11 protein-coding genes are annotated in these 14,186 nt (G+C 45.4%); 10 read left to right on the top strand and 1 reads right to left on the bottom strand.

The window, feature by feature from the left end; all coding sequences use genetic code 11:
• The first annotated feature begins 22 nt into the window (after positions 1-22).
• The gene (locus NST25_RS24230; protein ID WP_076130395.1) at positions 23-778 is read left to right on the top strand and encodes a tRNA threonylcarbamoyladenosine dehydratase; all 756 of its coding nucleotides are present in this window, start codon (positions 23-25) and stop codon (positions 776-778) included.
• Positions 779-1,017: 239 nt separating this feature from the next.
• Positions 1,018-2,316 (top strand): NCS2 family permease, encoded by a 1,299-nt coding sequence (locus NST25_RS24225; protein WP_036677630.1) that lies wholly within the window; start codon positions 1,018-1,020, stop codon positions 2,314-2,316.
• A 55-nt stretch (positions 2,317-2,371) separates the two neighbouring features.
• On the opposite strand, the gene NST25_RS24220 is transcribed toward NST25_RS24225, so the two are convergent.
• Positions 2,372-2,935: a hypothetical protein gene (locus NST25_RS24220; RefSeq protein ID WP_340392656.1), complete on the bottom strand. Its 564-nt coding sequence runs from the start codon at positions 2,933-2,935 to the stop codon at positions 2,372-2,374.
• 548 nt (positions 2,936-3,483) lie between these two features.
• On the opposite strand from NST25_RS24220, the gene NST25_RS24215 reads away from it, so the two are divergent.
• The 8 genes from NST25_RS24215 to NST25_RS24180 all read left to right on the top strand — a co-directional run bounded on the left by NST25_RS24215 (position 3,484) and on the right by NST25_RS24180 (position 14,024).
• The gene (locus NST25_RS24215) at positions 3,484-5,667 is read left to right on the top strand and encodes a UvrD-helicase domain-containing protein (protein ID WP_340392654.1); all 2,184 of its coding nucleotides are present in this window, start codon (positions 3,484-3,486) and stop codon (positions 5,665-5,667) included.
• Positions 5,668-6,058: 391 nt separating this feature from the next.
• On the top strand, positions 6,059-6,340 hold the full coding sequence (locus NST25_RS24210) for a CD3324 family protein (RefSeq protein WP_076129667.1): 282 nt from the start codon (positions 6,059-6,061) through the stop codon (positions 6,338-6,340).
• A gap of 294 nt (positions 6,341-6,634) precedes the next feature.
• Positions 6,635-7,939 carry a replication-associated recombination protein A gene (locus tag NST25_RS24205; RefSeq protein WP_076281197.1) on the top strand — a complete coding sequence of 435 codons (1,305 nt, stop codon included), beginning with the start codon at positions 6,635-6,637 and terminating at the stop codon, positions 7,937-7,939.
• A gap of 379 nt (positions 7,940-8,318) precedes the next feature.
• A complete protein-coding gene (locus NST25_RS24200) occupies positions 8,319-9,335 on the top strand; it encodes an ABC transporter ATP-binding protein (protein WP_076129669.1) in 1,017 nt (338 codons plus the stop codon).
• Entirely contained in the window at positions 9,322-10,257 is a 936-nt protein-coding gene (locus NST25_RS24195; RefSeq protein WP_036677615.1) for an ATP-binding cassette domain-containing protein, read from the top strand. The genes NST25_RS24200 and NST25_RS24195 overlap by 14 nt, the downstream gene beginning before the upstream one ends.
• Before the next feature lie 4 nt (positions 10,258-10,261).
• The gene (gene opp4B, locus NST25_RS24190; RefSeq protein WP_036677612.1) at positions 10,262-11,224 is read left to right on the top strand and encodes an oligopeptide ABC transporter permease; all 963 of its coding nucleotides are present in this window, start codon (positions 10,262-10,264) and stop codon (positions 11,222-11,224) included.
• A gap of 27 nt (positions 11,225-11,251) precedes the next feature.
• On the top strand, positions 11,252-12,157 hold the full coding sequence (locus NST25_RS24185; protein ID WP_076129671.1) for an ABC transporter permease: 906 nt from the start codon (positions 11,252-11,254) through the stop codon (positions 12,155-12,157).
• Between the two features lie 19 nt (positions 12,158-12,176).
• Positions 12,177-14,024: an oligopeptide ABC transporter substrate-binding protein gene (locus NST25_RS24180; protein ID WP_076218485.1), complete on the top strand. Its 1,848-nt coding sequence runs from the start codon at positions 12,177-12,179 to the stop codon at positions 14,022-14,024.
• Positions 14,025-14,186: the final 162 nt, after the last annotated feature.

Genomic DNA, 14,186 nt, shown 5'->3' with positions numbered 1-14,186 from the left:
GCTTTTGAAGGAGGCTGACCTCATGCTGCATCAGTTCTCACGTACGGAACTGGCGATCGGACCGGAAGGTCTGGAGATTATGAAGAACAGCACAGTAGCGGTACTTGGTATCGGCGGTGTTGGCGGTATGGCTGTTGAGGCATTGGCTCGTAGCGGGATCGGCAGACTGATTCTGATTGATAAGGATTCCGTCGACATTACCAATGTGAATCGGCAGATCCACGCACTTACTACAACGGTTGGGCAAAAGAAGGCCGAACTGATGGTAGACCGTGTGAAGCTGATTAATCCGGAATGTGAAGCGATTGCGCTGAACATGTTCTATACGGAAGAAACCTATGAGGAACTGTTCAAGCTGAAACCGGATTATGTGATTGATGCCTCGGATACGATTATCTACAAGGTCCATTTGATTAAAGAATGTCTGGCACGTGGAATTCCTATGATCTCAAGCATGGGCGCTGCCAACAAAATGGATCCTACAAGATTCCAGGTAGCGGACATTTCCAAAACAACGTATGATCCGATTGCCCGGGTCATTCGCCAGAAGCTGCGTAAGGATGGGATTAAGAAAGGCGTGAAGGTGGTTTTCTCTACGGAGCCGCCAATGAAGCCACGTCAGGATGTTACGGACAAGATTGTTCCGGAGAATGCGCCGGATCGACGTAAAGCGAAACAACCGCCAGCCAGCAATTCATTTGTTCCACCGGTAGCCGGCCTAATTATGGTCAGCGTTGCCGTGCGTGACTTGCTTGAGGCTGGAGGCGTCAGCTTGTAAGTGAATCGCTGAGCTGAGGCTGTTTCAATTATAGTTATAGGATTAGAGTAATGGACAAAAGGGCGAGTAGCTGGAATCCGGCTGCGTACGCCCTTTTGTTGTCGTTAAACAGGCGGGTTCTGCAAGAAGCAGGCCACAAATAGGCATAATAGCTGAACCGGGATGAACGGCTGATTATTAGATTTATAATCCGGGTAATATCCGCCTGCGGAACTTAATATCAGTGGAGGTTTTTGTACATGAAATCGAATTTTTGGCGAAATAGTGTGGGGCTTGCGCCTGAGAATGACTGGAAACGGGAATGGGCTGCAGGGATTCTCTCCTATTTTGCTTCAGTTTATATTGTTATGGTGAATGCGACGATTCTCCATGACGCGGGGATGCCGCTTAGACCGGCAATGGTGGCTACACTGTTGACCGCAATTACCGGCTGTCTGCTGATGGCTTTTGGCGGGAAGACGCCTATCATCGTGGTTCCCGGGATGGGGATTAACGCATTTTTCACTTATACGCTTGTTCATTCCATGAAACTGGACTGGAGAGAGGCGCTTACTGTAGTCGTTATAACAGGCGTGTTATTCGCTATCGTGGCCTTTACATCACTTTATCGTATTCTTAGTGAGGCAATTCCCCAAAACCTGCAGCATGCCATTACAGTCGGTATAGGGCTGTTTCTGACCTTTATAGGGCTGCAAAAGAGTGGGATAGTGATTGCCCATCAGACTACTTTTGTTGCCATAGGACATTTTAGTGATCCTGCAGTTATTACATCCTGTGTGACTTTATTGCTGGCTTTAGTGTTATTTATCCGGGGAACTAACGGAGGCCTGCTGATAAGTATGCTGGTCGGTACAGGACTTGCCTACCTGCTGGGAGCTGCACATGCACCGGAAAAACAGGCCTCAGGGCATGTATTCTCAGGTTATGGCGGCCTATTTTTCGGAATGGACTGGAGCGGCATTGTGAGCCTGGTGTTCTGGATTGCTGTATTCCTGTTATTGTTAATCGTTGTATTTGAAAATATCGGTCTTGTAGCCTCGCAGACGATGATGGCAGGCCGTCCAGAACGCTTCAAAAGCAGCCTGCGTGCGCTCTCGCTTGCTAATATCGCCGCAGGTCTTTTCGGAAGCAGTCCGGTCGTGGCCGCTGCAGAATCTAATGCAGGAATAGCTGCGGGCGGGCGTTCGGGTCTCACCTCGCTGGTAACAGGGCTTCTATTCGGGGCGACCTTCTTATTCCTACCGCTGTTATCCTATATTCCCGACAGTGCGATCGCACCGATCCTGATTGTGATCGGCGGACTAATGGTACAAAATGTGCGTGAGATGGACTTAAGTGATTTGACCGAGCTGTTCCCGTCTTTTCTAATCATGGTTATGATTCCATTCACCTATAGCATCGTGGACGGTATGGCTTTTGGTTTTATTACCTACCCAATTGTGAAGCTGGCGCTGGGCAAAGGGAAGGAAGTGCCACCTGCGTTGTATGGAATTGCTGGTTTGTTTGTGGCTAACTTTATTTTGCAGGCTGTGCTATAGTGCGGCATCCGGTTTCTTTGATTGCGAGGGACCTGTTACACACTTATTAGCTCTATTAGCCCGCGTTGAAATCAAAGAGGTAAATGCGTGTGCCGCTGATTGGAGTCAAATGTGCGTAGACGTCGAAAACAGAGGGATAAATGCGGCTGATTGGAGCTAAATGCGTGTAGACGACGAAATCTACGGGATAAATACCGTTGAATGGGGCTAAATGTGTGGAAGCCTCGAAAACAAAGGGAAAAATACCGTAGATGGAAGCTAAATGTGCCTGGACGTCGAAATTAAAGGCAAAAATGCCTCTGATTGGAGCAAAATGCGAGCGAACGCCGAAAACAGAGGCGAAAATGCCTCTGATGCGAGCTAAATGTGCCTGGACGTCGAAATCAAAGGCAAAAATGCCTTTGATCGGAGCTAAATGTGTGCGAACGCCGAAAACAGAGGCGAAAATGCCTCTGATGCGAGCTAAATGTGCCTGGACGTCGAAATCAAAGACAAAAATGCCTTTGATCGGAGCGAAATGCGAGCGAACGCCGAAAACAGAGGGAAAAATACCGTTGATTCGAGCCAAATGCGTGGAAGCGTCGAAAACAGAGGGAAAAATACCGTTGATTCGAGCCAAATGCGTGGAAGCGTCGAAAACAGAGGGAAAAATACCGTTGATTGGAGCTAAATGCGTGGAAGCGCCGAAATCAAAGGGATAAATACCGTAGATTGGAGCTAAATGCGCGTAGACGACGAAAACAAAGGTATAAATACCGTAGATGGAAGCTAAATGTGCCTGGACGTCGAAATCAAAGGCAAAAATGCCTTTGATCGGAGCTAAATGTGTGCGAACGCTGAAAACAGAGGCGAAAATGCTTCTGATTCGAGATAAATGTGCCTAGACGCCGAAATCAAAGGCAAAAAAGCCTCTGCTCGGAGCTAAATGCGTGCGAACGCTGAAACCAAAGGCAAAAAAGCCTTTGGTTTGTCCCAAACATTCGGCGCTTGTGCATGCTAAGGTGCACCAAAGTGCTTTAGGTTGGAGAACTTATAAGTTTAGTCAAATCATTTGAAAGATTTGGTATTTAAGTGCTGATTGTGCTACAATGGGTATCCTTTTGCGTGAGAAATGGGCGTAGGAGCATGAAAATTTAAGCTCGATAAACTTTTAGGAGGTAACTGAAATTGGAAGACAACTTTCAAAGTGCCTATCAAGAGGAAGAAGACAGGCTGAATCAAGCGCTTACTGAAATTGACACTTTGCTGGAGAAGCTCCAGCAGACACCAGTGTACACGGGACATGACTATACGGAACAGGTGCTGGAAGCGAATCGTGATCAGAAGCGCAAAGATCTTGCTAAGCTTAGGCAGGAGCCTTATTTCGGACGGCTTGATTTTCAAGGCAATGATGAGAATGAACGGAAGGCACTCTATATAGGCAAAATCGGCGTAGACCGTGAGCAGGTAAGCGACCGTCCGCTAGTCATCGACTGGCGCGCACCGGTAGCAAGCCTGTTTTATTCGTTTACCGGCGGTACGGAGCCAGCCACCTATGAAGCTCCTGAGGGATTGATAGAGGGGCTGGTATACCTCAAACGCAACGTGGTGATTCGGAAGCAAATTCTGGAGCGGGTCGCGGATACGTACAATCGGGAAAGCGATGCACCGATTGTATCAGATGAGTTTCTCGTCTATCGACTTGGGGAGAACAAGGATAATCGTCTACGGGATATCGTATCGACCATTCAAGAGGAGCAGGACAAGATTATCCGTGCTGCCAAAAATACAGCGCTAATCATTCAGGGCGTGGCAGGAAGCGGTAAAACAACCGTTGCACTGCACAGGCTTGCTTTTCTGCTGTATCAATACAAGGATCAGGTTTCTGCGGAAAAAATGATCATTTTTGCACCAAACCGGATGTTTTTGGATTACATCTCGGACGTATTGCCTGAGCTCGGGGTAGGTAATATTGCTCAAAGTACATTTCCGGATTGGGCGGCTAATGTACTAGGACTGGAATTGCCGGAACAGGATGCGACAGAGACGATGAACCGCTGGTTCGAAACCCCTGGCGGCATGCCGGTAATTACAGAAGAGACACCAGGGCGCTTCAAGGGTTCCACGGTGCTGATGGGAATCATAGATTCCAGCATCGAGCTATTAGAAAGCAGCTCTGTACCTGAGGGTGATTTTAGCCCGTGGGAGGGTGCGGTGCTACGCCGTTCTATGATTTTGCGCTGGCATAATGAGGAGTATGCTCCCTATCCTCCAGCCAAGCGCAAGGAACGGGTAATGGCGCGGATTCATCGCTGGATTGAGATGGAACTGAAGAAGAGTCCGTCAGCTGCTGCTATGAAGGATCGCAAGAAAAAAGGCGCGCAGCGAGAGAAGGCTTATAGTGCCAAATGGCCTAAATATGATCCATTAACGATCTATAAGCAAATTTTCCGAGCAGCTAAACTTCCTGAGGATTGGCCGGTTGAACCGCCAGAGGAAATTCCTGCAGCTGTGTTGAAGGAAACGGCAAAAGAGCTGAAAAAAGGCATCATACGTGAAGAGGATTTACCTCCGCTGCTGTATATCCATTATCTTTTGAATGGTGATGAGGGCGTTACTCGCTTTGACCATGTAGTAATCGATGAGGCTCAGGATTTTTCACCTTTCCAAATTGCCGTTCTGGATTTATATGTGCGAGGCCATTCCTTTACGATCCTGGGTGATCTCTCGCAGGGCATACATGCCTATAAAGGCGTACACGCGTGGGAAGAGATGCAGACGTTGTTTGCCCCTGAGAACACGGCTTATCACGCGCTGACACGCAGCTATCGTTCTACTATGGAAATTATAGACTTCGCTAATGGAATTCTATCTTCAGGTGTGGAGAGCTCATTGCTGGCTGTTCCTGTGTTTCGTAGTGGAGATCCCGTGCGTATGATCGCCTATGGCGAGGATGCCGGGGAACTGGTGGCTGATGAGCAAGCTCGCTTGCGGACAATAACCTCTGCACTGAAGTCTCTGTCAGGAAGGGAATACCGTACGGTGGCTGTCCTAACAAGAAATCTTCATGAGGCTGCAGAACTATATGCGGAGCTGGCACAGCATTTTGAAGATATTCATCTGATTGATGGCAGTATGACGCAATATCAGGGCGGGTTATCGGTGCTGCCTGTCTATTTATCAAAAGGTTTGGAGTTCGATGCGGTGATCTTAGCAGATGCCGATCAAGACCATTACGGAGCGACGGCTTGGGACGCGAAGCTGATGTATGTCGGCTGTACACGTGCTCTCCATGAGCTGTGGCTGCTCCATAATGGGGAAGTTCCTTCCTATGTGCAAACGGCGGCTGGAAGCGATTCTGAGGGAGAGTAAGATTGGTGGAGAATGGTTATAACTGTTCTTGGTCTTGTAACTCCCCCATAGGTATGGCTTAATAATAAGTGTCCGGCCGGGCAAGAACACTTCTGGAAGGAGGCTGATTGAAATGATTTCAGTATACGAGGTGGTTTCCGTTTAAGACGGAAACCTGCTTAAAGCGAGGAGGCCTTACGGCCTCCTTATTACTAACATAAGAAGTACCACACTTATCCATAAGAACGAAATTTATGAAATCGAATGTAGACGCTACCAAAAGGTTTTTATATAATGAAATTACGGATTTTTCCAAATATGAGGAGAAGAAAGGAGGCAGGTGACGTGATTATAACTAAAAACTTAGTTGACCGACGCATAGGGACACACCTGTTGAAGGAGGAAATGCAAGTTGAGTTATGTAAATGGGAAGGATGTGCTCCCCCCTGGCTTGCTCGAAGAGCTTCAGGGATACATCCAAGGTGAACTGCTCTACATCCCAAAGAAGACGGAAGAGCGGGTTCGATGGGGCGAGAACAGCGGTTCGAGGAAAGAAATAGCGAACCGGAACAAGGAAATTTTCAGTTGTCATCGAAGCGGTGATTCCGTAGCGGAACTTCAGAAGAAGTACCATCTATCGGAAGAAAGCATTCGTAAAATCATATCAAAAATGCGGCTGGCAGTAAATTGCTAGCTTGCAATTCAAGCATAAACGCCTCTGGTGTCCTTATAAGGACGGTAAGCGTTATGCGAGAAATCATAAGGATAAAGTGTAGCGTGAAACCTATACTTTCTTATATTTTGAAAAAAGAGCATGGCTCCCGCCTTTCTAAGACGAGATCATGCTCTTTTTATTTTGGCGTAAAATAAGTCTATGCTGATACTGTTACCTTGACCCGGCAGGGCATCCTAATCCTTCCCTGTGATATGGTATGATAGAGAGGATTTACATTGAGCTTTTACAAGAATATAGCAAGGAAGTGGAGTTATGGATTTATTTTCTTTCGGAGAGGACACCGGGGGCGGACGGCTGCTTGCGGACCGGATGAGACCGGAGAATCTTGATGAATATATTGGTCAAGAGCATATCATAGGTCGGGGGAAGCTGCTGCGAAGAGCGATTGAGGCGGATCAAGTCTCTTCGATTTTGCTCTATGGCCCCCCGGGATGCGGCAAGACGACACTCGCGCATATTATTTCTCATCACACGCAAGGAGAGTTCGTACGTCTGAATGCGGTGGAAGCTACCGTGAAGGATGTACGGGAGGTTATTGAGCGAGCTCAGAACAATCAAACATTGTACGGCACTAAGACGATCCTGTTCCTGGACGAGGTGCATCGATTTAATAGCTCACGCCAGGATGCGCTTTTGCCAGCAGTAGAAAAAGGGACTATTACCTTCATTGGAGCGACTACAGAGAACCCGTTCCATTATGTTAATGGGGCGCTTATGAGCCGCTCCACCTTATTTCAGCTGGAGGCATTAACGAGTGAACACAGCTTGATCGCGATGCGCAGAGCCTTGGCGGACAAAGAGAAAGGTCTTGGATTTATGGAGCTTCAGGTCGATGAGGAGGCTTTGTTGCATATTGCAACAATGGCTAATGGAGACATCCGGCGGGCACTAAACGCGCTGGAGCTGGCAGCCCTGACTACCGCGCCGCAAGTTGATGGAAGTGTTCATATCACGCTGGAGGTGGCGGAGGAATCCATTCGGCGCCCCATTGTGAAGGCTGATGAATCTACGCAGTATGATGTGCTATCCGCTTTTCATAAAAGTATTCGTGGTTCCAGCGACGCCGCGTTGTTTTGGTTTCTGTATGCGGTAGAAAAGCTTGGAATGGACCCTATGACTTTTATTCGGCGCCTGATTGCAGCCAGCAGTGAGGATATCGGCTTGGCTAATCCCCAAGCTATGGTTCAAGCGGTGAGTGCGCTGGATGCGTATCGAAACAATGGTTGGCCAGAGGCGAAGCTGAACATTGCCCAAGCTATTCTTTTTGCAGTGGAAAGTCCGAAGTCTAATGCTGTGGTTATGGCTATTTCCAATGCAATGGCAAGTATGGATGAGATCAAATCAGCGGAGGTACCGCTGCATCTGCGTGATACGCACTATAAAGGTGCAACTGCGTTAGGGCATGAAGGATATCAATATCCGCACAATTTTCCGGGGCATTATGTGAAGCAAGAGTATTTGCCTAAGGAGATTTCTCAGCATGTTTTTTATCAAGCTACTGAGCAAGGCAATGAGATTAAGATTCGTCATAATCAAAAGCTTCGGCGGGAGCAGTGAGCAGCTAGCGACTGTAATACCTTCCAATTTCATGCTGGAAAGCCAAAGATTTTAACTTTCAGTCGAACTAAATAATTCCCAAAAAAAGGCGGCCTAGAGCCGTTTTTTTGTTGCCTACGTTACTTTTAATCACATCGATTGAAAATTTTTTATAGGAAAAGATTGATAATTTACCATAAGTTAATTAAAATGAACTACAAAGTTACGAGATGTTCATTTTTATTTCCGATTGAACTACTGGTAGTATTCTTAACAGTGTTAATTATCATCACATTGGTTATTTCAAAATGTTTCATGAAAATCAACACTATTTATATCAAAATTTACATAATATTTTCATTGTGTTAATTTTGAAATCCTTGTCGTTAGGGTGATGAATATGGGCGAAGAACTACTAGAAATCAAAAATTTGTCGACATCGTTCAGAATTGCAGACGACTATTATGCTGCGGTTGATGATGTTACCCTGTCTGTTCGCAAAAATGAAATTCTGGCTATCGTTGGAGAATCTGGTTCAGGAAAAAGTGCGCTCGCCTTTTCCATTATGGGGCTGCATACCAGAGCCAGAATTGACGGACAAATCAAATACAAGGGCCAGGACATCGTTACTATGTCTCCTGCTGCACTAAACAAGCTGCGCGGCCAAGAAATGTCTATGATTTTTCAAGATCCTTTATCCGCTTTAAACCCGCTAATGATCATCGGTTCACAGATTGAAGAAGTACTTATCCTACATGATTCCAAGCTTTCTAAGAAACAGCGAAAAGAGAAGGTCATTGATCTTTTGACCAAGGTTGGAATTTCCCGTCCCGAGCATACATATCAGCAATACCCCCACGAATTATCCGGTGGCATGAGGCAGCGGGTGGTTATCGCCATTGCGATAGCCAATGGACCCAAGCTTTTGATCGCCGACGAGCCTACCACAGCACTAGATGTGACTATCCAATTACAAATCCTTGAACTTATTAAAAAATTAAAAAACGATATGGAAGCAGGCATTATCTTAATCACTCATGACTTAGGGGTTGTAAGCGAAATGGCTGACCGTGTTGCGGTGATGTATGCCGGACAAATCGTCGAAATCGCAGATATTTTTACGTTGACGTCTAATCCGAAACATCCATATACGAGATCCTTATTAAACTCCATTCCAACGGCAAAAGAAGAAAAATCCAGGTTGCATGTGATTCAGGGGATTGTTCCACCACTGCAAAACCTTCCGCGTAAGGGCTGCCGTTTCTCGGCACGGACGCCTTGGATTCCTGAATCGGAGCATGAGGAGAACCCACAGCTGCATGAAGTCGCACCCGGACATTTCGTTCGCTGCACCTGTTATAACAATTTCCATTTCCCTGATACTAACGAGGAGGCAATCCACAATGGGACTTCTTGAGGTTAAAAATTTAGCAGTACATTTTCCGATCCACGGCGGTGTTTTTCGAAGGGAAGTTGGCGTAGTTAAGGCTGTCGATAATGTTAATTTTACCATTGAAGCTGGGCAAACCTATGGTCTGGTTGGTGAATCTGGTTCCGGAAAGACGACAACGGGTCGCGCGATTATAGGTCTTAATTCTATTACTAGCGGCAGCGTGATTTTTGAAGGGCAAGATTTGGCCTTGAGGGGTGTACGAAAGCAAAGAAATGTCCGCAAAGACATTCAGATGATCTTTCAGGATCCGTACTCTTCCTTAAATCCTAAGAAGCGTGTACTCGATATTATTGCAGAACCGTTGCGTAATTTCGAAAAAATGTCTCCAGGGGAAGAAAAACGCCGGGTGCAGGAATTGCTTTTACAAGTAGGCTTAAGTCCTGAGAACATCCTGAAATATCCGCATGAATTTTCTGGCGGCCAGCGGCAGCGGATCGGAATTGCCAGAGCAATTGCACTCAAGCCAAAACTTATTATTGCTGACGAGCCGGTATCTGCGCTAGATGTCTCAGTACAGGCACAGGTGCTTAACTTCATGCAGGACATTCAAAAAGAGCTGAATCTTACTTTTCTATTTATCAGTCATGATCTCGGGATCATCAGGCATATGTGCGATCATATAGGGATTATGTATAAAGGACGACATGTGGAGCAAGGGACTGCTAAAGATATTTTTGACAATCCTCAGCATATTTATACCAAACGACTCATTGCCGCCATTCCTGATATTGATCCGAAACAGAGAGAAAAGCAGACGGAATTCAGAAAATCAGTAAGCAAGGAATATGAACAAGCGCACCGGAATTATTTTGATGAAGAAGGCATGGCTTATCCATTAAAATCAATTTCCGAGACTCATCTGGTAGCCTTGCCTGAGAAAGGTTGAGAATATGTGGAAGATTATCGTTCGTAGAATTCTTATAATGATCCCTCAAGTAGTTCTATTAAGTATTCTTGTTTTTCTTATGGCGAAGGCGATGCCTGGTGACGCACTCTCAGGAATGCTCGATCCGAATATTGATCCGGCGGCCATTGATGCGATGAGAGAAAAGCTCGGTCTAAATGATCCATGGTACATCCAGTACTGGGATTGGATCACTAAAGCGATACAAGGGGATTTCGGCCAGTCCTTCCGTTTCAAAATGCCGGTCTCAGAGCTAATCGGACAACGCCTGATGAATACCCTTTGGCTGGCGATTGTTACGCTGATTCTTACATACCTTATTGCTATCCCGCTTGGTATTACCAGCGGACGTTATAACGATTCGTGGCTGGATCGCTTGATAACTGGCTATACCTATATTGGATTTGCTGCACCGTTGTTTATTTTTGCACTTTTAATGGTATGGGTTTTCGGATTTCATTTTCATTGGTTTCCTACCAGCGGCAGTGTCAGTCCCGGGGAAGTTCCAGGTACACTAAGTCACTTCTGGAGTAAATTCTATCATCTGCTTCTGCCTGCGCTATCTATGGCGCTAATTGCAACGGTTGGGACCGTACAATATCTGAGAAATGAGATCATTGATACGAAGCAAAAAGATTTCATTCTCACTGCTAGAGCTAAAGGGGCTTCAGAGTCACGCGTATACAATCGTCATATTTTGAGAAACTCCTTGCTGCCGATCGCTGCATTTTTTGGATATGAGATCACTGGGCTAATTGGTGGTACGGTGTTCGTTGAAACGATCTTCAGCTATCCAGGAATGGGTTTGCTGTTTCTAAGTTCGATAACGATTCGGGATTTCAGCGTGGTAACAGCCCTCGTTCTTCTGTATGGGGTTGCTTCCATCGTCGGTGCGTTGTTATCAGACATTATTTTAAGTATCGTAGATCCTCGTATCCGGATTAAATAAGAAGATGAACACTTTGGGGTGAATGAAATGGCAAAGACGAGCGCAGAGATAGCTCTGCTGCAGGAAACTGATAAAAGTCCATCGGGCTTCAAAATTGTTTGGCGGGAGATGGTGCGGGATAAGCTGGCACTGGTCTCATTGATTTTCCTATTTACGATTATTGCTGCTGTATATGGGATCTCCTTATTTTTAGATCAGAAAGAAATTGTCACGGTTGACTTGTTCGCCCTATATGAGAAGCCTTCGGCTGTGCATTGGCTGGGGACTGATTATGGAGGACGGGATGTATTCGGTCAATTAATTATAGGAACACGAAATTCCATGTCTATTGCCTTTATGGTTACATTTTTTACGGGAATTATCGGTATTCTGGTAGGTTTAGTCTCAGGTTACTTTGGGGGAACGGTAGATAATGTCGCGATGCGTATTGTAGATTTCTTCATGATTCTACCTTTTCTAATGATTGTTATTGCTTTTGTCAGCGCAGTTCCTAAATACAATACGTTGACCTTCTCCTTTATCATGACAGCATTTCTTTGGATGGGGATTGCCAGGCTCATTCGTTCCAAGACATTACAAGAGAAGGAATTGGATTATGTTCAGGCATCTAAGACCCTAGGCTCCTCCAATCTAAAAATTATGTTTACGCAAGTTCTGCCGAACTTAAGTTCAATCATTATCGTAACAATGACCTTGAATCTGGCAGCTAATATTGGATTGGAATCAGGCCTATCCTTTCTAGGTTTTGGTTTTCCAGAAAGTACACCCAGTCTGGGTACTCTAGTAAGCTATGCGAGAAATCCGCAGACTCTTGAGTTCAGATGGTGGATCTGGTTACCCGCATCATTGCTGATCCTGGTATTGATGTTGAGTATAAATAATGTGGGTCAAGCGCTAAAACGTGCGACCGACGCAAGACAAAGAAAAGGATAATAAGGGAGGAAATGATTAAATGAGAAAAGCCATTCGTTCAAAAGCTTTACTAGTTTCATTAATGTTTGTAATGTTGTTCGCTCTTGCGGCCTGCGGCTCCAAGAACAACAACGAAGCGGCTGAATCAACAGCAGCTCCTAACGCCAGCGCACCTGCGGCAACCGCAGAAGCAACGGCCGCGCCTGAGGCAGAAGACGGACTTTATAACATTAAAGATTTCAGTAACGTTAAGACTAACCAAGGTGAAGCTATTGACGGAGGGACAATTACATTTGGACTTGTTTCCGATAGTCCATTTGAAGGCACTTTGAACTGGAACTTCTATTCTGGAGATCCAGATGCTCAAGTTCTGAACTGGTTTGATGAAGGTCTGTTAACTTGGGATAAAGACTATGTTTATACTAATGATGGTGCGGCTACTTATGAAGTTGCAGAAGATGGACGTACCTTTACCTTTACGATTCGCGACAATGTAAACTGGCAGGATGGTAAGCCAGTAACAGCTGAAGACTGGTTGTTCGCCCATGAAGTTATTGGTAATCCTGCTTATGATGGTCCTCGTTACGGTTCTGACTTCACTAATATTGAAGGCATGGATGAGTACCATTCCGGTAAGGCCAAGACCATATCCGGGATTAAAGTGCTGGGTGATAAGAAACTGCAAATTACTTATAAGCAATCTACACCTTCCTTGTTAACGGGTAGCGTATGGATTTATCCATTAGCCAAACATATCTTTGGCGGCATGGATGTTGCCAAAATCTCCTCTTCCCCTGAAGTCCGCCAAAAGCCAATTGGCTTCGGAGCTTTTAAAGTTGAGAGTATCGTTCCTGGTGAGTCTGTAGTATTTGTTAAGAATGAAGATTACTGGCGTGGAGCCCCTAAACTGGATAAAGTAATTTTGAAGGTTATCAACCCAACAACGATTGTACAAGAACTGAAATCTGGTGGAGTTGACTTGGTGGATTCCTTCCCTATTGATCAATTCCCTGATAATGCGAAGCTATCAAATGTTGAGTATCTCGGGGCTGTTGACCGTGCGTATACGTATATTGGATTTAAGCTTGGCAAATGGGATGCAACGAAAAAAGAGGTTGTTACCGATCCTAAAGCTAAAATGGCGGATGTGAATCTTCGTAAAGCAATGTGGGCTGCGGTTGACAATGATACTGTTGGTAAAAAGTTCTATAATGGTCTGCGTTGGAATGCGACTACCTTGATTCCACCGTCCCATCCAGAATTCCATGATACTACCAATCCGGGCGTAGCTTTTGATCCAGAAGCAGCTAAAAAGATCCTGGATGACGCTGGTTACAAATTAAACGGTGAATTTAGAACGAATCCAGATGGCAGCGAGCTGAAGATTAATTTCATTTCGATGACTGGTGGAGACATTGCTGAGCCGCTGGCTCAATATTATGTACAATCCTGGAAAGCGATTGGTCTGAATGTAACTTTGGAAATGGTAGAGTTTAATACCTTCTATGATCGCATAGGTCAAAATGGTGAGGATGATCCTACTGTTGATGTGTACCAAGGTGCTTGGGGGGTAGGGATTGACGTTGACCCATCAGGCCTGTACGGTAAAGATGCAATCTATAACTTCCCACGTTACTCCAGTGCAGAGAACGATCGTTTGCTCGCCGAAGGGATCTCTGAGGCTGCATTTGATGTAGACAAACGTAAAGAAATCTATAAAGAGTGGCAACAATTTATGGTTGATGAGATTCCAGTATTCCCAACACTTTATCGTGCTGTGATTGTGCCGGTTAATAACCGTGTTCTAAACTTTGCAATTGGTGATGGAACCGGACTCTATTATAACGACATTGCGGTTTCTGCAGATAAAGCTGCGGTGGCTCAGTAAGAGGGGATTAATGAACAGCAGTTCAAGGAGAAATCCTGAGCTGCTGTTTTTTATTTTCCGTTAAATTAACAATTATTCCTATATTTTGTGCATTATTTACTGTAAAAATATAGTGTTTTAATGAAAGATATGGTATATTTTGGGTGAGAGCGAAACTTTCGC

The sequence above is a fragment of the Paenibacillus sp. FSL E2-0190 genome (genome assembly GCF_037992965.1).
Classification (GTDB): domain Bacteria; phylum Bacillota; class Bacilli; order Paenibacillales; family Paenibacillaceae; genus Paenibacillus_AQ; species Paenibacillus_AQ odorifer.
The sequence above is the reverse complement of the archived record's forward strand: the minus strand, read 5'-3'. Positions and strand labels throughout refer to the sequence as shown.

What these genes read in the sequence shown, in the direction of transcription:
- NST25_RS24185 (WP_076129671.1), top strand. Translation starts at nt 11,252, where the DNA reads ATGGCAAAGACGAGCGCAGAGATAGCTCTGCTGCAGGAAACTGATAAA.
- NST25_RS24205 (WP_076281197.1), top strand. Translation starts at nt 6,635, where the DNA reads ATGGATTTATTTTCTTTCGGAGAGGACACCGGGGGCGGACGGCTGCTT.
- NST25_RS24195 (WP_036677615.1), top strand. Translation starts at nt 9,322, where the DNA reads ATGGGACTTCTTGAGGTTAAAAATTTAGCAGTACATTTTCCGATCCAC.
- NST25_RS24200 (WP_076129669.1), top strand. Translation starts at nt 8,319, where the DNA reads ATGGGCGAAGAACTACTAGAAATCAAAAATTTGTCGACATCGTTCAGA.
- NST25_RS24225 (WP_036677630.1), top strand. Translation starts at nt 1,018, where the DNA reads ATGAAATCGAATTTTTGGCGAAATAGTGTGGGGCTTGCGCCTGAGAAT.
- NST25_RS24230 (WP_076130395.1), top strand. Translation starts at nt 23, where the DNA reads ATGCTGCATCAGTTCTCACGTACGGAACTGGCGATCGGACCGGAAGGT.
- opp4B (WP_036677612.1), top strand. Translation starts at nt 10,262, where the DNA reads ATGTGGAAGATTATCGTTCGTAGAATTCTTATAATGATCCCTCAAGTA.
- NST25_RS24180 (WP_076218485.1), top strand. Translation starts at nt 12,177, where the DNA reads ATGAGAAAAGCCATTCGTTCAAAAGCTTTACTAGTTTCATTAATGTTT.